The organism is Enterobacter cloacae complex sp. 302F9 (genome assembly GCF_050030335.1).
In the GTDB taxonomy this organism is placed as follows: domain Bacteria; phylum Pseudomonadota; class Gammaproteobacteria; order Enterobacterales; family Enterobacteriaceae; genus Enterobacter; species Enterobacter hormaechei_C.
Map to the genome: position 1 here is coordinate 2659966 of NZ_JBLGUC010000001.1, position 19198 is coordinate 2679163.

The 19198-nt window shown below is 58.1% G+C and carries 12 protein-coding genes; all 12 read right to left on the reverse strand.

What is annotated here, in order from left to right; translation table 11 throughout:
• Positions 1–917 precede the first annotated feature (917 nt).
• The 12 genes from ACQG0T_RS12920 to ACQG0T_RS12975 all read right to left on the reverse strand — a co-directional run bounded on the left by ACQG0T_RS12920 (position 918) and on the right by ACQG0T_RS12975 (position 19198).
• A complete protein-coding gene (locus ACQG0T_RS12920) occupies positions 918–1481 on the reverse strand; it encodes a hypothetical protein (protein WP_017384278.1) in 564 nt (187 codons plus the stop codon).
• An 8-nt stretch (positions 1482–1489) separates the two neighbouring features.
• Positions 1490–5914, reverse strand: coding sequence for an RHS repeat-associated core domain-containing protein (locus ACQG0T_RS12925; protein WP_271040300.1), 4425 nt, complete (start codon positions 5912–5914; stop codon positions 1490–1492).
• 3 nt (positions 5915–5917) lie between these two features.
• Positions 5918–6358: a DcrB-related protein gene (locus tag ACQG0T_RS12930; protein WP_017384279.1), complete on the reverse strand. Its 441-nt coding sequence runs from the start codon at positions 6356–6358 to the stop codon at positions 5918–5920.
• Between the two features lie 75 nt (positions 6359–6433).
• Entirely contained in the window at positions 6434–8356 is a 1923-nt protein-coding gene (locus ACQG0T_RS12935; protein WP_271040301.1) for a type VI secretion system Vgr family protein, read from the reverse strand.
• 197 nt (positions 8357–8553) lie between these two features.
• On the reverse strand, positions 8554–9300 hold the full coding sequence (locus ACQG0T_RS12940; protein ID WP_032667010.1) for an ankyrin repeat domain-containing protein: 747 nt from the start codon (positions 9298–9300) through the stop codon (positions 8554–8556).
• Between the two features lie 11 nt (positions 9301–9311).
• Positions 9312–10778: a hypothetical protein gene (locus tag ACQG0T_RS12945; protein ID WP_063404637.1), complete on the reverse strand. Its 1467-nt coding sequence runs from the start codon at positions 10776–10778 to the stop codon at positions 9312–9314.
• A 25-nt stretch (positions 10779–10803) separates the two neighbouring features.
• On the reverse strand, positions 10804–12237 hold the full coding sequence (locus ACQG0T_RS12950) for a serine/threonine protein kinase (RefSeq protein ID WP_271040302.1): 1434 nt from the start codon (positions 12235–12237) through the stop codon (positions 10804–10806).
• A 24-nt stretch (positions 12238–12261) separates the two neighbouring features.
• On the reverse strand, positions 12262–14877 hold the full coding sequence (gene tssH / locus ACQG0T_RS12955) for a type VI secretion system ATPase TssH (RefSeq protein ID WP_252051093.1): 2616 nt from the start codon (positions 14875–14877) through the stop codon (positions 12262–12264).
• A 38-nt stretch (positions 14878–14915) separates the two neighbouring features.
• Complete coding sequence (gene tssG / locus ACQG0T_RS12960; RefSeq protein ID WP_271040303.1) at positions 14916–15959, reverse strand: type VI secretion system baseplate subunit TssG; 1044 nt, start codon at positions 15957–15959, stop codon at positions 14916–14918.
• On the reverse strand, positions 15956–17827 hold the full coding sequence (gene tssF, locus ACQG0T_RS12965) for a type VI secretion system baseplate subunit TssF (protein ID WP_023296775.1): 1872 nt from the start codon (positions 17825–17827) through the stop codon (positions 15956–15958). Before tssF ends, tssG begins: the two co-directional genes overlap by 4 nt.
• 2 nt (positions 17828–17829) lie before the next feature.
• Complete coding sequence (gene tssE / locus ACQG0T_RS12970) at positions 17830–18393, reverse strand: type VI secretion system baseplate subunit TssE (protein WP_015570336.1); 564 nt, start codon at positions 18391–18393, stop codon at positions 17830–17832.
• Positions 18386–19198 (reverse strand): type VI secretion system accessory protein TagJ, encoded by an 813-nt coding sequence (locus ACQG0T_RS12975; RefSeq protein ID WP_023296776.1) that lies wholly within the window; start codon positions 19196–19198, stop codon positions 18386–18388. Before ACQG0T_RS12975 ends, tssE begins: the two co-directional genes overlap by 8 nt.

Consider the following 19198-nt stretch of genomic DNA (forward strand, 5'->3'; position numbering starts at 1 on the left):
AATCGCTACTTCTTCAAGCCATTCTGCCCATACTGATGGTAATACATACGATCTACCTGGCGTTGTTGGATCAACGTGCTTAGGAGCCAATCCCCCTTGATTTAACGGATTAAGCATGCGTCAGGGGGTTGTGCGTGTCCTTTCCAGCAAGTCGTTCGAGGTGGATTACCAGCAGACGATCGCAGTTGTCATAATTTCATTATTGCGTACAGCTGGTAAAAGACTTTTAAAGGCTCAGAGTCTAATATCTAAAGACTTTACACTTAAAAGAATGAGCATGACGTAAAGAAAAAGGGAAGTTGCGTGCAGAAAGCAAAAAATCAAATCGTTAAAAATGGCGATGGGATGAACTTCTTGTTTAAAGTTTGATTTGTTTTTTATGAAAAAAACGAACTTGCGCACTCTTAGGAAAATAGAACTCAAGGTATTTTTCAGCTCTGTCTTGAAACGTTCGTTCTTTGACGTAGCTATAAGAATCATTAAAATATTTGTACGCTTCATCAAATTGATTCAACTCATAAAAAACCATGCCGAGGTCGATTAACGGCGCTGTCTCTATATCCGATCCACGTGTATTAAGTATCCTCTCCCCCCATTTTTTCGCCTCATCGTTCTCCTTGAGAGCAAAGCAAGCACTGTACATGTACGCAGAGTTGCAGTTGGCAATTTTCCATTCGATCTGCGGCTCAGGAAGAGCCTGCCGGACATTTTGTTATTGCTCTAAAGCCTCGGCTTATTTTTTTATCATGAAATTCGTTTCCTTTTTCTACAAGAGATGTAAGTATTATTCATGTGTTTATTCATTAGCAATAGCAAATAAACCTCCTCACCTATAAAAAGGGGAATAAGAAATAAATGCTTTTAGAAGCAAGGAGGTATCTAAGACAGTAAATCTTTATTATTAAAAAACTTAAAAACTAACCAAAAAAGAATTTCTTAAACCCTTCAACCTCAACATCTTTTAGTTTAGTTTTAAGCATCACATCGATATCTTCCAGAAAATCTTCTCTTAAATTAAATTCATCATCTGTAGCATCACCATCATAATTATTTTGTTCCATCTCAATAGCAGAACAAAAAGCATTCAAAAAGTCAGCTAAGGAACCAGAAATTATAAAGTTTCGTTTTTGAATGCTACCATAAACAGGAGATGTTAGATTTTGGGTGTCACAAAAAAGAACGTCACCATTTCTTTCAGCAAAGATTATATATTCATCGCGCCAAGCCGTATCATTTTGAACTCGCCAACCGGATAATATTTCGTTGAGATCTTGAGGTTCAATAATCTGTAAATAAAAAGTACCATCAAATGTTGGACTGTCATTTAAAATCAAATGACGATAAAAAAAATCAACCTCCCCATTTAAATTCACGGGAAAAGAAGTCTCATTTTCATCGTCTGTATAGTCTATCTCTCCCATATTCAATTCATTCATTTTAAATTTGTTCACAAGATCTTGGACTGCATTTTTTATGTTCATCTTTCCACCTATAATTGCTTACATCGTTGTCTAGATTTTAATGTTCTTTCTCTATCGATTAAGCGCCCACGCGTCGAGTTCTTAGTATTCCCTCTATGTCCTTGATCACCATGGACATGCTCATTGAACTTGTCGGGATGGTTATGATTTTTCAAGAATACAATGTTCCTCGGATCACCTTGCCATTTGGAACCAAGTGTACCATTGCCTTCTACCGAATTGATATGATGCCCGGTATAGCCTGCCCGGGACATCACAGAGGTTAGGCTCTTGTTGGGAGTCTTCAAAATTAAATCCCTCTCTTGCGCTGTCCAATTTCTTGTGCCAGCCCCACCATCCTGCAATAAGGCTTTTTCTTGCACCCATGCCCTAGAAATAGCAGAGCTTCTAGCTCCACCTTGAGCAGAAAGAGAATCATGTGGCCGGTAACGAATGAGATCGACAGGAGTCAACCCCCACGGATCTACCCACCCCAGCGCATTCGGCGCATACTGGTAAAGGTTAATCCCTCCCGCCAGCCCTATCGGGTCCTGCTGCGTAAATCGTCCGCAGTCCGGGTCATAATACCGGAACAGATTGTAGTGCAGCCCTGTCTCACGGTCCAGGTATTGCCCCTGCATACGCAGGTTCTGGGAATATCCTGATACCTGCGTCTCGCTTTCCCGCAGCAGCTTGCCCCAGGCGCTGCTCACCCCTTCCCAGCGTACCTGCCCTTCGATATCCGTCATCCGCTCCGGCGTGCCGTTGGGCTGGCAGTGGAACCAGAAGATCTCCGGGGCATCAACGCCGTCAATACGCGCCAGCGGATCGTAGCTGTCCTGATCGCTGTAGACGTAGGTGAGCGGCACATCCCCGTGCACCTCCTGCAACAGCCGGAACCCTTCCCAGACAAACCGGGTGGTGACTGGCTTACCGGTTGGCTGCCCAAACAGCATCTGGCGTCGCGTTTTGCTGATGCGTCGCCCGAGCGGATCGTAGCGGAAGCTGACCTGCGTCTGCGGCCTGTTGCGGTCCCGCGGCTGGCTGATGACCTCCGTCAGGCGGTGCTCGCCGTCGTAGCGGTAGTGCCAGCGGGTCTGGCCGTTATCCTTCTCCACGGTGCGGCCGTGGATGTCATAGCGCCAGCGAATGCCGTTGAGGTGCGTCAGACGGTTGTGCGTGACCTTCTCAGCAGAGCCTTCGAGCGGGTTACCGGCAGCATCCCAGCGCCACTGCTCCTGGCCGGGCAGCGTGCCGTCCTGAACCAGCAGACGTCCGGCGCTGTCGTACTGCCAGCGGTACCAGCTGAACGGGTTATCGTCCCGCTCTTCCCGCACCAGGTTATTGCGATAGTCGTAATCCCAGCGGCGGGACCAGCGGCGCGGCGACGGGCGCTGGGCATTGCCGGTAAAGACGTCCCGGCGATGCAGTCGGCCAAGGCGGTCGTATTCGCTGCGGGTGGTCAGCAGCCCCTGCGTACGGCTGGTTTCACGGTGGAGTTCGTCGCGGGTAAAGTCGGAGACCGACAGCTTATCAAGGGCAATGCTGAGCAGATGCCCGCTACCGTAGTAGAACTGTTTCAGCTCCCGGCCATCGGGCAGCGTGACGGAGGTGCGGTTACCCAGCGCGTCATACTCCCACGCCAGCTCCCCGTGTTCGCCCGTTTCGCGCGTGACGCGCCCGAGCGCGTCATACTCAAACACAAGCTCCTGCTCGGCCTCGGCGCTCCAGGCATCGGCTGAAAGCGCGGGATGCAGCCCAATCCGGCTCAGAAGGCCGGACGGGGTGTAGTGGTAGCGGGTCTGCCCCTCCGGCGTGGTGCGGGCGACCAGCTGGCCGCTCGCGCTCCAGGCGAAGGAATGGGTAATGGCCTCCGGATGTCCGGCGGCAAAGGTGCGCGCTATCGTACGCCCGCAGGCATCGTAGCGATACTGCGAGGCCACGCCATCCAGCCCCACCTCTTCCAGCAGCAGCGAGTCTGCGCCCCAGCGGAACTGATACGCTTCGCCGTTTTCGTTTTCCAGGGCAATCAGACGCCCGCGGCTGTCCCAGCGGCGGCGCACCTCTTCACCCTGCGTATTACGGGTGGCGGTTAAGCGCCCTGCCTCGTCGTATCTGAACTCGCTCTCTTTCCCGTCGGCGCCCGCATGCTTCACCGGCAGGCCACGTTCGTTCCATTTGAGCGACTCGGTCCAGCCTTCTGGTCGGTCGAGCTGCACCGGACGCCCCGCGGCGTCGTAGCGGTAACGCGTCTCTTCGCCGTCGGCGCTTATCTCAGCCACCAGCCAGCCCAGCGGATGATAACGGTATTGTGTCACACGGCCCGAACAGTCCGTCGCACGCACCATCTGCCCGGCCTCGTTGTACTCCTGGTAACGGCTGTTCCCGGCGGCATCGACTTCTTCCACAACCTGACCAAACTCGTCCCGACGCAGCAGCGAGGTCTGCCCCATCGGATCCACCACGCGTTTCAGCCCGTGATGTTCGTCATACCGGAACCGGGTGGCGCTACCGTCGGCTTCGATGATGGACGCCGGAAGCGCACGGTGCTCCAGCCAGGTGGTGGTGCGGGTATTGCCGTCGGCGTCGATCTCCTGCACCCGGTTGCCCATCTCGTCATAGACGAAGGTAACGGCATTACCCAGCGGATCGATGCGACGCGTGAGGAGTTCGTTGTCATCCCACTCGTAGCGCCAGTTCTCACCGCGCTCGTCAACGTAGCGAACAATCAGGTTTTGCGCGTTCCAGTAATGCTTTCGCGTCTGACCGTCGTAGTGATCGACGGTCGTCAGCCCGGCGGCTAAATCGTAGCTAAAGCGACAGCCGTCGCCGGTGCTGGTGCGGTTTTCCACCACGCGCCAGTGGTCGAATTTTTGCCAGCGGTATTCGCTCTCCAGCCCGCCCGGCAGACGGTGCCAGACCATCAGGCCATCATCGTTATAACGGTATTCACGGGTAACCACGCCGGAGGCATCCGTTGCGCTGGCCAGCTGGCCGCGCGCATCGTAGCCCCACTGCATCAGCGGCCATGTCTGGTTGCCGTCAAAATGGCTCGCCGAGGTAACGCGCTGCGGGAAACGTTCATCGTCATAGCGCAGGGTGACATCGATCGCCCGCGGCTCATCGTGCAGTCCGACCAGCCGCCCGTGCTCATCCCATTCAGTCAGCAGCGCGTTGCCGTATTCGTCGCTGAGGGAGACCAGGCGCAGGATGGAGGGGTTAGCGCGGGTCGGTTTATACAGACGCCACACCGCGCCGTCATCGTCGGCTATCGCCACGTCGCCGCTCTCATTGCGGCGGATGATAATGCCTTCGCTGATGCTGTAAAACGCGCGGTCGACCGGCGGCAGCTCGAAGCTCAGCTCGCGCCCGGTTTCATCGAACCAGGTGGCGTTGTTTTCTTCCAGCGTCAGATAGCTGTCAAAGGTGGTAGCCCAGCCCAGACCAAACAGCCCTTCGCGGGTGGTCAGGCTGTTGTAGCTGCGCTGCCAGCGCAGTGGAAAGCGCCCCGGCAGCGAGAAATCGAGTTCGTCGTCGTCATTCAGCACCTTCACGCCGGTAGCGGCATGAACCGGGTGCGAGGAGCCGAACACGGCGTTGACGGCCATATCCGCCAGCATCCCGCCACCGGCAGCAGCCAGCGCGCAGGGCATGTTTTTCAGGATCTTGCCCGGACGCCCGCGCAGCAGGGAGAGCGCAATCATCCCCAACGCCAGACCCGGCGTTTTACCGCTTTTGATATCGCGGACCGTGAGCGTGTCGCCGCCGATGATCACGTTCGGGGAGACGTCGTCGGAAACGGTGCCCTCGCAGGTGGTGCGATCTTTTGCGCGCACCGCAGGCTGTCCGTTGATGAAGACGCTTTTCGAGCCTTCCGCCAGATACTGCGGCCCGGAGTGCTTATCACACGCCACCTTGTCTTCTTCCAGTGGCGAGGTCCCTGCGGCGGCAGAGGCGACGCTGGGCTGCCACATCTCGCTGCCGAACTGTCCGGCAGCGGAGAGCAGCATGCCCGCGTAGTCGGCAAAGCTGCCCGGCGACTGCGTCTCAGGGGACGGGGTATCGGCAGGCGTTAACGTCCCGGCGGCGCGCGCAGCGGGAAGTTTATTTGTCAGAACATTGCTCGAACCGGTGGTGATTTTGCCCGCGGGCGACGGCGGGAAAAGCGCGTTACCCAGCCCTTCAGCGGCGTTGCTGATATCGTCGGTGATCCCGGCGACGTTCGCCAGAACCCCACCAATAATGCCGCTCAACAGACAGCTGGAGCCAATTGCCGCCACGCCTGCTGCTGCTGCCGCGGCTCCCAGCAGTGGGGCCGCAACGGTCGCTGCCGCGCCCACCGCCGCGCCAATCACCGCATAGGCAGCGCCTTCCGCCACAATGCTGGTAATATCAGCAAAAATGCTGGAGTGAATAATCTCGTCGCCCTTACGGGCCGCGTTGTTATCGCTCATGCCTTACACATTCCGGTTGTCGTTTAGCGTCAGACTCTGCTTCAGTGCGCTCCAGCGCGCCTCGTCCTCTTCCGTAAAGGCTTTTAAGGCCGAGAGGGTAAAAATCATCAGTACCGGTTTGCCTGGCGTCTGCACGGCCAGCTGTTTTTGCCACAGGCGCTGGCCGTTACGGTCAAAGGTGGTCTCAACTTCAACCCCATCAATGTTGCCGGCAGACCCGGCTTTTACGTGCTGAAATTCGCTCTGGGCGATCTCACCCATCTGAGGACGCAGCACGTCCCACTGGCGGTGAAACTCTTGTTCGTAGTCGCTGCCATCCGGGATAACGCCGCGGCTGACCACCACGGACAGCCCGCTTTCGTCATCGCGAATGATGTTCATGCTGTTGTCCTGCCAGGCGGCAGGAAAAAGGGTAAAGGAACCTTCCTGGAGGGTGTATTTCATCGGTGAACTCGCGTCTAAAATTGCTAAAGGGTTTTACGTGCCGCCACGGACAACCCGGCGGCAGACAGAAAGCGGTTACTCTTCCGGGGGCGTAAATTTCTCCTGCACCGCCGCATCAATATCCCCTTTATGCCCTGACCCCGGCGCCGTTGTGCCCGGTTGGGTGCCCGACGTATTCAGGTGCAGCTTGCCGCCCGTGGTGATATAGCCGTCCCCTTCAACGAAGAAGTTGAACTCTTTGCCGATCAGGTTAATTTTGCCGTTAGCGTTAAGCTCAATAGCACTCTCGCCCGAGACCAGCCGCAGCTTCGTCCCGGAAGCAATAACATACTGCTCTACCGCCGCATCCAGCTTGCCTTTACCCGTCAGGATCTCGGTTCCGCCTTTCACGGCCTGGATCTGATTAGCCTCCACGCGATGCAGCTCATTTTTCTTCACGTAATGGCTGCGCGCGCCGCCGACGCTGTGCGTTTCATCATTTTTAACGCTGGTGTCCATGTTACGCTCGGCCTGGATCCACACCTGCTCTGCACCCGCCTTGTCCTCAAAGCGCAGGGCGTTGGCATTGTCGACTGAACCGTCTTTCGTGCGGCTCATAAAGCCCATCTGCGTCGCGGCAGCCGGCAGCGCCCACGGCGGCATGCTTGCTTCGTTATACACGCGACCAGTGATAATCGGACGGTCCGGGTCGCCGTTGATAAAGTCCACCACCACCTCATCGCCGACGCGCGGGATTTGCACCCCGCCGTAGCCCTGGCCCGCCCAGGCGCTCGACACGCGCACCCAGCAGGAGCTGGTGTCATCGCCCTTCGCCAGACGGTCCCAGTGGAACTTCACCTTCACGCGGCCATATTTGTCCGTCCAGATACTCTCCCCCTGCGGTCCCACGACTTTCGCCGTCTGCGGGCCGTAGGTGCGCGGCCACGCCGTGCTCTGCGCCGGACGGTAGGACACCGACGCCGGGATAACGGTGAAATCGGTGCGGTGAATGGTTTCCCCCTCACCGCTCGCGTAGCGGTTCTCCTCGAAGTGGTAACCCGCCGCCGTCACCAGATACTCGCCGTTGTCACTGAAGAACGGCGCGTTGGTCAGGATAAAGATGTGGCCCGGCGCAATGCCCGCCGCCGTGGCCGTCGCCTGAATCTGCTGATGCTCCACCTGCCAGCGCTCCTGACGGATTCGGGCGTAGAACTCCGCATGCCCTGTCTCCACAAAGCGGCCCGGCCAGTCGTACACGTCGATGCTGCCCGGTTTCGGGGACGCCGGGTTCTGCTGCGCCTGGAACAGCCACGCGTTCGGCTTGCGGAAGTCATAGTCGTCGAGGCTGTAAATTCCCGGCGTGACGCTGTCCTCCAGCGCCCACTGGCTGATGCCCTCTTCATCCGTACTGCCGCCGGACGGCGTCTGATGGTAAGGAATGACCTCATAGCCGCTGAACGGCTGGTGCTGGGTCGCGGCGTCGGTCAGTACCAGGGTATGCTTGTCCGCCTCGTGGCTGAAGTAGTACGCAATCCCCTCCAGCTCCATCAGGCGGCTGATAAAGTCCAGGCTCGATTCCTGATACTGCACGCAGTAGTCCCACACCCGGTAGCTGCCGGTAAGTTTGTCTTCGAGGTTAACCTGATGCTCACCCAGCAGGGTTTTGACAATCTGCGGTACCGTCTGGCCCTGGAAGATACGCAGGTTACGGTCGCGCTTCATCGGCCACAGGTCCGGCTCCACCGTCAGCTGGTACACCGCGTAGCGGGTGCCCGTCAGCTCCACGGCGCTCACCGCCACGCGCGTCACCTTGCCGTTGATATAGCGGGGGGTGAGCAGGTTCTGCGTGGGGATGGTCACCGTGACCGGCTGGCCCAGCAGCTTGCTGCGGTCAATGCGCGCGTCCGTACCGAGCAGGGTCAGCGTGAGCGCGAACGACTCGGACATCGCCTCGCGGCCGGAGAGTTTCCAGAAAAGCAGCCCCTCAACCGGGAGCTGGACGGTAATTCGGTTGAGCATAATCTTTATTCCGTAATGGTTTATGCTGGGAACGTTAATGAACGTAAAGCTAATTTCGACGAGGTGGTTTTGGATTGATGCAATGCTGGGTTGATTTGTCTGGAGGTACGAACTTTCGTTTTTATAAATCCAAAGAGTGCAGGCTAATGGAAACTCCGGAAAAAACCTTATCTCTGGCTTTCATGAAAGTTGAGCAATCACTTAACCGGCGCAGGTGGCCACACGCCCCCTTTCTGAATAAGTTTCTCTTTTATTTCATTTAACTTCTCGTATTGCTCGCTGCCTCTATCAAGTCCACTCAGCGCGTCCGCAAGCGCATTACTCATTGACCAGCCATTTTTAGCCTTAACTGACGGGTCCGCTCCACGATCGAGCAGTAACAAGACATGATCGTAAGCCTGGTTATCCAGCGCATCAAACACCAGCGTTTTACCCAGTGAATTGGTTGCATTGACGTCAGCTCCGCTATCGAGCATGGCTTCCAGCGTCTCTGTATTTTTCGCTTTTAGCGACTGGAAGATGATGGGTTCGTGGAAGACCTTATCTTTCACATTGGGCGAAAGGCCACCGTCCAGCATAGCGTTGATCCAGTCTGCGCTGTCCCCCTTCAGGGCAAATTCGGCAGGGCTGCTTTTTCCCTGCGGTCGAGGCTGGAGCGGATCTGCGCCGGCCTTAACAAGCAACGTAATCACCTTTAAATGGGGCGATGTTTTTTTATCATTAATCGCGTTGCCGATGGCCCAAAAAAGCAGGGTCATATCCTGCTTTCCCGGTTTATTAAGATCGCTGTCTGGTGCAAGCGTCTTCACCGCGTCGACATCGCCTTCTTCAATCGCTTTCGCCAGTTCAAGCTGCTGACCGCTGAAGTAGTCCTGTGGATTAAGGTCCATATCCTGCTTACACCCCTGAATCATGAATAAAAAACATAACGCGACAAAAGCCATCAACCGTTTTTTCACAATCGACTCCCGATTATCGAAATATCCTCATCCTTCTGCTGCTCTATGCAATCAATAGCCTGATTAATCCCGTGGCGGTCCAGCGCGCTTCCGGTTCCACCGGGAAGATCATGGGGTATTCCGGCAGCATTAGGGCTCAGCGCAGAGATTTCCTCTTTGAGGATCCACGAAGGGACATGCCCTTTCATCGTTTTCAGATCTTCCCAGGGGTTAACTTCCTGAATCTTCGTCAGCAGTTCACCTTCTACCCGATACGCCTGAATATTATCCGTACTGCCTAATATCTTACCGCCGTATTTTTCTACGGTTCCGGCATTCAGGCCAGCGGCGTTAAACGTCCACCCCGCTTTCCCGCTGCCCATGGAGGTTGCAGAGGCGAGGCCACCGCCAAGGGAATGACCGGCAATATCAATATTCTGGCCTGACCTTGCCAGCTCCTTACCAATACTCACGGCCTTTTTATAATAATCTGAAGCCATACCCATGCCCTGAGAGAAGTTATTCGACCAGTCAGCCCCGTTTACCACCGGCGCCAGCTCCCCCTTAGTCAGTAAAGAGGAGACATTCTCAGACAGAGAGGCGAAACCAGGCTCGCGCGATCCTCTGAATACCAGCGTGGGGTTCATATCTGTACCAAACACTTCCGGCTTCGGTTGATAGACGCGCGCCAGAAAATTGGGGGACGTATCATCGTCAAAGAGCATTGATTTGTTCAGCCCGAACTTTCCTAACAGCGCATCGTCATTACTGATATCCGTCCACCCCTCCGGCACGCCCGGTGTGGTTTCCAGCGGGTTCACGGTCTTATAAATATTTTCCGCAAGCTTCGCTTTTTCCACCGCGATATTATTCGCCGCCAGACGCTTAGCGGCGATCTGGGCATCCGGATAAAGGCTATTGCTCCCCTTCGCAATCAGATCTTTACGCGCCTGCCAGCGCTCTGCTTTGGTCATCTTCTGAAGCCGCCCGGCATAGGTTTTACCGTCCTTGCCCGGAGTAGGTTCATCCGGCACCTGTGCCGTTTTAGATTTCACCACCTGTTTTGGCAGTACCGTTGGCGCAGGGCGAGATCCGTACGTTCTCACCATGGTTTCGTAGCGGTCGACAATCGTACTCACCGGATACCAGCCCAGGCCGACCAGCGAGGCAGCCTGGAGTTGCCCTTTGGCATTGATATAAAAAATTTCCGTTACTGATGACCAGTCACGAAAACTTTCGTCAATGGCAACCACTCTGCCCATCTCTAAATCCTGCGCGATCAGCGTGCGGGTATCGCGCCCGGACTGATAAGGATTCGCACCGGTGATCGTGCGCAGCAGATCGTAGCGCGTGAAGAGCGAGCGCAGCGAATGGTCGGGAACCGACATAATCCACTGTCCGGCAACGGACGGGCGGATTATTTTCGCAAACAGCGCTGGCGAGACGTTCTCGTGGAACAGATAGACAAACTTGATGTTATACATTCGCTCCGTCCTGTTACCCGCAGGCTTACGGATTCACCAGCCAGGTGCCTGGCTTCGCAATATCCAGCGTCTGGGTACGCGTTCTTCCATTGCCTTCCAGTTCAATGCGGGTCTCGCCCACAGGCAATTTCAGCGATGCGTAACCGTTATTGCCCGGACGCAGCGCTTTAGACTCGCCGTTCACCTTCAGCGTCTCGCCATCAAGCATGCGGATGTAGACCAGCGCGACCGGGCTGGCGGCGACAGGCGGCGCACTCTGCTGCGCCGTAGCAGGTGACGCTACCGGCTCGCTCACGTCAGCCGTGGCCGGTCTGGTTTCCGCCTGGGCGGAGGTCTCAGCCGGAGGGCTCACGGCAGGGGTTTGCGCCGTCTGCTCTGGCGTTTCCTGGCTGCCGCCGCCGAACAGCATCGCACCGGCAACCACCCCAACCAGCACGCCCGCGGCCACCAGCCCCGGAAGCTTGTAACGTCGCCAGTCCAGCGCGGAAGCAGATGTCTCCTCTTCCACCGGCACCAGCATCGTGCCGGTCTTCTTCGCGGTCAGCACCTCGTCGATACCGGCGACGGGCATCTCGATCAGCGCCGCAAACTCCTCAATGGATTGCGGACGGTCTTCCATATGCAGCGCCAGCGCCTTGTCGATGGCCTGTAGCAGCGGGATGGAATAGCCCTGCGGCATCAGCTCCACCAGCGGTTTGCAGGTGTCCTGAATCGAACGCACCACGCTGACCGGTGGCGGAGAGCCGACGATGAGGGTGCGCAATACGGCGCCGAGCGCGTAGATATCCGTCCACGGCCCCTGCTCGCTTTCATTGTCGTCGGTATACTGCTCGATAGGCGCGAAGCCCGGACGCAGCATGGTTTCCGTCTCATCCGAGAGATTACCGATGGTGCGGCGCGCCGATCCGAAATCGAGCAGCACCGGCAGGCCGTTATCCTGAATCTGAATGTTATCCAGCGAGATGTCGCGGTGCAGATACCCCTCGTCGTGGATCGTTTTGATGGCGCCGAAGAGCATTGGCAGCATGCGGCGGATCCACGCCTCGTTAATCAGCTCCGGTTTCTCTTCGCGCAGACGCGACAGCGTGGTACCGCTGTAAAACAGCGTTCCCATATAGGCCGTGTCGTTTTGCACCCAGAAACGCAGCACGTGCAGCAGGTTCGGGTGGTTAAAGCGCGCCAGCAGGCGGGCTTCCTGGATGAAGCTGTTCAGGCCGGCAGAAAACGCTTTGCCAAAGCGCTCGCTGCGCAGCACCAGCGTCATATCCTCGCCGCGCACGGCGAGGGAGGAAGGCATAAATTCTTTGATAGCGATAGTGCGTTCGAGCTGGTGATCCCAGGCGCGATAGACGATGCCGAATCCGCCGCCGCCAATCACCTCTTTTATCTCAAACTCATTGAAACGGTACCCGACCGGGAGCGCGTTTGGGACAGTCCGATTGTTATCATTATCCGTCATCTTTTACAGTTCTCTTGATGATTATTACGCGGCAAACTGACAGTGGAACTCGCCCTGCTCGCAGGTGACATGCAGACGTCGGTACTGCTCGTCGCTGCGGCTGGCGGTAAGTAAAATCTGGCTCATCTGAGGCAGCAACGTATTGGTCAGAATCGCATCCACCATACGCCCGCCCGACTCAACCTCGGTACAGCGCTGAACAATCTGTTCGACCACGCTGTCGTCAAATTCAGAAATAATGTTGTGATTCTCTTCCAGACGACGCTGAATGCGCCTGAGCTGAAGACGCACAATCTGCCCCAGCATCTCGTCGCTCAGCGGGTAATACGGCACCACCAGCAGGCGGCCCAGCAGCGCAGGCGGGAACACCTCCAGCAGCGGCTGGCGCAGGGCGCCGCTTAACGCGTCAGGCTCCGGCATCAGTTCCGGGTCGGCGCACATGGCTGCGATCAGGTCGGTGCCGACGTTAGAGGTCAGAATAATAATGGTGTTACGGAAATCAATGTGACGCCCTTCGCCGTCCTCCATCCAGCCCTTGTCGAAGACCTGGAAGAAGATCTCGTGCACGTCCGGGTGCGCTTTTTCAATTTCGTCCAGCAGCACCACGCTGTAGGGACGGCGGCGCACGGCCTCGGTTAAGACGCCGCCTTCACCATAGCCCACATAGCCCGGAGGCGCACCTTTTAACGTCGAAACGGTGTGCGCTTCCTGGAATTCACTCATGTTGATGGTAATAACGTTCTGCTCGCCGCCGTAAAGGGACTCCGCCAGCGCCAGCGCGGTTTCGGTTTTACCCACGCCGGATGGCCCGCAGAGCATGAATACGCCGACCGGTTTGTTCGGATCGTCAAGCTTCGCCCGCGAGGTTTTTACCCGACGGGCAATCAGATCCAGACCGTGACGCTGACCAATAACCCGCTGGTTCAGCGTGTCGGCCAGATTCAGCACCGCGTCGATCTCATTTTTCACCATCCGGCCCAGCGGGATCCCGGTCCAGTCTGAGACCACCGCAGCCACCACGTTCTCATCCACCGCGGCAAACAGCAGCGGTTCGTCACCCTGTAAGGTCTTCAGCGCCTGCTGCTGTTCTGCCAGCTGACCGCGCAGTTCAGCCGTATCCTCATCACCCGCCGCAAACAGCGCGGCACGCAGACGGATAATCTCCTGCACCCGCGTGCGCTCTTCTTCCCAGCGACGAGCCAGGGCTTCGCGCTGGGTTTCGAACGCGTCACGTTCGGCGGTTAAGGCCGCCACACGCGCCGGATCGCCCGCCCCCACGCGCGCTTCGCGTTCAGCAATCTCCAGCTCCACGTCCAGGGCCGCCAGGTGACGCAGACAATCTTCCAGCTGGGCAGGCGGCGCGCTCTGGCTGACGGCCACGCGCGCGCAGGCGGTGTCCAGCAGCGCCACCGCTTTATCCGGCAGCTGACGCGCAGGAATATAGCGATGCGACAGTTTCACCGCCGCGCTGACCGCTTCGTCGAGGAGTAAAACCTGATGATGAGTTTCCAGCGGCGACACGGTGCTGCGCAACATCAGCACGGCTTTGGCTTCGTCCGGCTCGTGAACCTGTACGGTCTGGAAACGGCGTGTCAGCGCCGGATCTTTCTCAATGTATTTTTTGTATTCCGCCCAGGTGGTCGCGCCGATGGTGCGCAGTTGCCCGCGTGCCAGGGCAGGTTTGAGCAGGTTAGCGGCATCGCCGGTGCCCTGCTCACCGCCAGCGCCAATCAGGGTGTGGATCTCATCGATAAACAGAATAATTGGCGTGGCGCTGGACTGCACCTCGTTAATCAGCGCCTGGAGGCGCGCCTCAAATTCCCCTTTCATGCCCGCGCCGGCCTGAAGCATGCCGATATCCAGCAGCCACAGCTGAACGTTTTGCAGCGGCTCCGGCACGTCGCCGTCAGCGATACGCAGCGCCAGCCCTTCCACCACCGCCGTTTTCCCGACGCCGGCTTCCCCGGTCAGCAGGGGGTTGTTCTGGCGACGACGCATCAGAATATCGACCATCTGGCGGATCTCTTCATCGCGCCCCACCACCGGGTCGATTTTCCCTTCCCGGGCGCGCGCCGTCAGATCCTGACCATACTGCGCCAGCGTGCCCTGCGCAGCCGGTACTGCCCCGGCAGGCGCGTCCGCAGCGGCGGCGGCCTGCTGGCTCTCTTTGCTGCTGGCGCAAATGGCGTCGAACTGCTCGATCAGCACCTCGACGTTAAGACGGGTGAACTGCGCCGAAATGCTTTTCAGCACGTTAGCCAGATTCCACGTTTTCAGTATGCCGATCAGCAAATGGCCGCCGCGGATGCGGCTGACGCCAAACTTCAACGAGCCGTAGACCCAGGCACGCTCGACGGCGCTGTCGATATGCTCGGAAAGATCAGACACGGAACTCGCGCCACGCGGCAGGGCATCCAGCGCCGCCACGATATCGCGCGTCAGCTGCTGTTCATCAAGGGCGAAGTGACGGATGACCTGTTGCAGATCGCCATCCTGCTGCTGCATCAGCTGATGCAGCCAGTGCACCAGCTCAACGTACGGGTTGCCGCGCAGCTTACAGAAGGCAGTAGCGCTTTCCAGAGAGGTAAATAACAGCGTATCCAGTTTGCCGAAAAGCACGGCACGGCTAATTTCTGACATGTTAGTTTCCATTAACAATGATTCGGTATACGGAAGGATTATCGCTCTGCGCGATACACCAGATCGCCACGCGGAACAGGATGAGGCTGAAGGCCGAGCCAGATGTTGTACCCTAATCGCCCGGCGCTGCCGAGCGTGGCGCCCTGCACCGCATCGGCGCGCAGGATCACCCGTGTTTCCCATTCAAATTCCACCCCGGCGTACTGTCGCACCCAGTCGCGCAGCTCGGTCACCCATCCTTCGCCCGGCAGAAAACGGTTGTAGTCGTCTGCGCTCAACGGGCCAATCTCGAGCCGGAATTTATGCTGCACGTCGCGTACCGCAATGCCGAGAAAAGCGGACTCTCCCATGCGCGGCAGGCGACGCCCCTCACCCAGCTGTGCCTGCTCCCGCGTTGAGAGCGGCATCCACTGCGGGACGTTGGCCACCAGCCTGACCGGCACGTTGAAATAGTTGCGCAGGATCTTCTCCAGCCCTTCCGGATCCCGCCCGTGGCGGGTCAGGTGCCCGGCGTGAGTAAAGCGGGCGTGCGCGCTCAGACTGCCTTTCGACATCTGGGCAGGCTGCCCCATGCCAATCAGCGATGCCAGATACCCTTCGAAGCGCCTGTTGTCGTCGCGATCCAGTGAAACGGCAGGCTGCGCGTCCGCCCAGGCGCGGTAGAACAGCAGCGTCAGGCGGTGGTGAAAGAGGTCGGCAAACGCGCTGAGGCTGTGATCCTGATGATGATGAATACGCTCGCGGGCATACTCAGTTATGTGCACCGGCAGCGGGCCGTTAGGACCAAACAGGCCGAAGCTCAGTATGGAAACGTCATGCAGTCCGTTCTCTTCCCGCTGCCGGACCTCAGCAACCGTTGACGGCGCAAAGCCCATTGAAGGCTGCTGACCAATACGCAGCGGCTCAAATTTAGGCAGCGGCGCGCGCCCCAGCGGGTAACGTTCACCGCCCTGGGCATCAATGCGTCTTAACAGCTGGAACAGATCATAGCGCCACGGCGTCTCGCGCACCCCGCGCCAGAACGCATCGGGCAGCGGCGTCAGGCGATGCACGCGCAGCGTTGCAGGGGCAACTTCACTCATACCAGCGCCCTTTTACCCATGCGCGGCGCCCAGTAGCCGATTTCACCACGCTGCTGGCTCTTGAGCGTGAACTCCGTAAAACTGTTGATGGAGACCAGGCGGGCAAAAAGGCGTTCCAGCACGCTGCCGAAAAGCCATGGGCTGGCGCCGGAAAAGGCGCGTTCGTCCACCGTCAGGGTGATGCCGATCCCGCGGGCGAACACCACCGGGCCGGGTTCAGGCACGCGACGGTGCACCGGCTCCAGCACGCAGTGACGAACGCCATCCACCTGACGGGCAACCGGCGTCTCGGCCAGGTTGGCGTACAGCCCTAACAGCTGACGCAGCGCGGCAGCGCCCTCTTCGTTTTCGCTGTCCATCAGGCTGAGGTAGTTCATTTGCAGCTGGCTGATGAGCCGCCAGGTGCTGAACCCTTCCGCCAGCGCCGGACGCGGCGGCGTCGGGCCTTTACGCAGGGTTAACGCCTTCACCGGCATGGAGTCGGCCATAATAAACTGCCCAAGCTCCTGCTGGAGCATCAGCGGCAGGTCACGGCTGGTGCACAGCACCTCGGCGGAAATGTAGCGCAAATTCTCCTGCCACGGCGCGTGCTGCGCATCCACCAGCGAGACGAAGACCTCCGAGCCGATATAGCCCGTGCGGGTGCCATAGCGCAGCGCGTGTTCGGAGAGAACGCGCTGCTCACGGCGCAGGGAAAAATAGGCGCCGTAGTTGCCCGCGTCGCCACTCCAGGTACTCCAGAAAGGACGAAACGTCTGGTCGTCCCGCTGACCATCCGCGCTGGCATAAATTTTTTTCACGGCATAAATTTCATAATCCAGCGGGCGGATGTTATCCACCACCAGGTGGTATTCATGCTGGCTTTCGCTCAGCTTCTGCCGGGCCGCCACTTTCGGGAACAGGTTGATCACCGGCGTGCAGTGCAGCGCCAGGTGGCTGGCATCCACCACGCGCTCCAGCTGATCGTCGCTCTTGTCGAGCAGAATGAAGATATCAAACGCTTTTTCGTCTTCGCAGCGCTGGATCAGCTTGCCCAGCCCGCTCAGGCTGATGAAACGAAAACGCGCCGGGAACGCAAAGTACTCCTGCAACAGGCGATAGCCGTCGAAGTTGCGCAGATCGTCCGGGAGCAGCGCCTGGTCCGCATTAAAGCCTTCCTGACGCAGGGCGTCAGACGACAGCAGCTGGCGCTGGGGCTGCTTGCTGACCGTCTGGCAGACAATACCCGCGTGGTGCTCCATCACCAGCTCCAGCAGCTTCAGCGCCTCGATGTCCGGGCCGCTTAAGAAGAACTCCAGGCGGTCAAAGTCCAGGTGCCCGAGATGCTGCGGGCCATCGCAGGCAATGCGGATCCGTAAGGCGCTGCTGATCCCCCGCTGGCTCAGGCCGAGCTGAGCCAGCGGCAGATCGGCGGGAACGCCGCCCAGCTCGATCCGCTCAATTTTTAACGGCAGCAGGTTCACCTCGTGCGCCGTGGTATAGCTGCACGTAACGCCGGTCTTTTTCAGCGCCAGGCTGTCCATCATGGTGCCGCGCGGCACAATAAAGCCTTTGCTCAGGTCGCCGCGGCTGCTGTCGGGCTGAATTTCAGCGATCGCCATCGACGGCGTAGGCGCCAGATAATTTGGCGCAATCATCTCCAGCATACGCTGTGAAAAGCGCGGAAATTCGGCGTCCATTTTCATCTGCACGCGGGAGGTCAGGAAGGCGAAACCTTCCATCAGGCGCTCAATGTACGGGTCCGCCACTTCGATGCCGCGCATGCCGAGCCGCCCCGCCACTTTCGGGTAGCGCTCGGCGAACTCTGCGCCCATCTCGCGCAGATAGGCCAGTTCACGGTTGTAATATTCGAGCAGTTTGCTTTCCATAATTACCCCGCATCCTTCAGTTCAAAATGGCCGTTCTCAAGATCGACGTCGGTGCGAAAGAGAAATTCCAGCGGATACGGCACGCACCACAGGCGACCTTTGATTTCGATAGACAGAACGTTGTGCAGATCTAACGAGGAGGTATCGGACACGCAGCGAACCTGAAGCCCCTGCGGCAGGATCCGCGGTTCAAAGTTAATAATCGCTTCGGTGAGCTTGCGCTGAATGTCGTGCCATTCAATATCGGACATTCTTTTCCCCGCCAGCGGCGCCACGCCAAAATTCACGACGGAACGGCTCACCTGCGTCAGCCCGCTCAGATCGCTGGAGGCATCGTGGTTAATGGTGTTAAACAACCACTGTAAATCCCGCAGGACGTTACGACGCAGCGCGGCGTGGGTAATCAGATTGCTGTTGGCGGACTCGCGTTTTTTTTCCGGATCGTTATCCGTCAGGCGATCCAGCAGTGAGGGCTGCATTTTGTCGCGCGCCCCCACTTTCTCCTGCCTGCTGCGGGCCTGCCAGCCGCTGCGCAGCAGATCGCCTTCGCCAGCGGGATTACTCATCCGCACCATCCGAGGTAAATGTCACCAGGCTCAGGGTAAGCAGCGGGCTTTCGCTTTGCTCGCTCAGCCAGGCTTTCTGTCCCATGCCTTCATACAGGGCGCCGTTATCGTCCAGCGGGAGCCATTCGGTGGTGCGCCCCAGCTTAACGCTGTCTGGCGCCCCGTCAGCAAACGGATAACGCGCCGGGATCTGACACACCTGCTCGGTGCCGTCCGTGAGGCGGACCAGCGCATGACGCCACACCAGATCGGTCACGCTGGCCGGAGCCTGAAAACGGATCGCGTCGATGGCGCAGAACGGCACCCAGAAATAACGGCCATTGACCAGGGTTTCACACACCGGCCCCAGACGGGCATCGCCGTCCATCAGCCATTCAAAGGTGTGGCTCTCTTCATTCTCCAGCGTGACCTGCCCGCGGCTTCCCGGGGCCTGTTCGAGTGCCGCCAGGCGCAGCGCTTGCGCTTGCCCTGCGCTTTCGGTCAGCGCCTGGGCTAACGTCGTCAGCCACGGCCACTGCGCCTCGGGCATTGCCGGTCGTACCTCTCCCGCGAACACGCGCGCCCGCTGCTGTTCACCCTGAATGGCCTGCTCCAGCAGCGTTACGGTCGGTTTTGCCTGCGGCTTCAGCGCCAGCCAGCTCTTTAGTTGCGTCAGGGCGCGCGCCCAGTTGCCGCTGAGGATCAGAAACTGCACAAACGCGGCGCGGAGATCGGCATCCGCCGGACGGGCTTTGATATCGGCTTCCAGGCGAAGCAGCGCGTCGCTAATCGACTCACCCGCCAGACGTTGATAAAGCGTATTCAT

Bases quoted from the DNA above. Each gene is read 5' to 3' on its own strand.
- ACQG0T_RS12920 (WP_017384278.1), bottom strand. From the start codon at position 1,481: ATGAACATAAAAAATGCAGTCCAAGATCTTGTGAACAAATTTAAAATG.
- ACQG0T_RS12925 (WP_271040300.1), bottom strand. From the start codon at position 5,914: ATGAGCGATAACAACGCGGCCCGTAAGGGCGACGAGATTATTCACTCC.
- ACQG0T_RS12930 (WP_017384279.1), bottom strand. From the start codon at position 6,358: ATGAAATACACCCTCCAGGAAGGTTCCTTTACCCTTTTTCCTGCCGCC.
- ACQG0T_RS12935 (WP_271040301.1), bottom strand. From the start codon at position 8,356: ATGCTCAACCGAATTACCGTCCAGCTCCCGGTTGAGGGGCTGCTTTTC.
- ACQG0T_RS12940 (WP_032667010.1), bottom strand. From the start codon at position 9,300: ATGGCTTTTGTCGCGTTATGTTTTTTATTCATGATTCAGGGGTGTAAG.
- ACQG0T_RS12945 (WP_063404637.1), bottom strand. From the start codon at position 10,778: ATGTATAACATCAAGTTTGTCTATCTGTTCCACGAGAACGTCTCGCCA.
- ACQG0T_RS12950 (WP_271040302.1), bottom strand. From the start codon at position 12,237: ATGACGGATAATGATAACAATCGGACTGTCCCAAACGCGCTCCCGGTC.
- tssH (WP_252051093.1), bottom strand. From the start codon at position 14,877: ATGTCAGAAATTAGCCGTGCCGTGCTTTTCGGCAAACTGGATACGCTG.
- tssG (WP_271040303.1), bottom strand. From the start codon at position 15,959: ATGAGTGAAGTTGCCCCTGCAACGCTGCGCGTGCATCGCCTGACGCCG.
- tssF (WP_023296775.1), bottom strand. From the start codon at position 17,827: ATGGAAAGCAAACTGCTCGAATATTACAACCGTGAACTGGCCTATCTG.
- tssE (WP_015570336.1), bottom strand. From the start codon at position 18,393: ATGAGTAATCCCGCTGGCGAAGGCGATCTGCTGCGCAGCGGCTGGCAG.
- ACQG0T_RS12975 (WP_023296776.1), bottom strand. From the start codon at position 19,198: ATGAATACGCTTTATCAACGTCTGGCGGGTGAGTCGATTAGCGACGCG.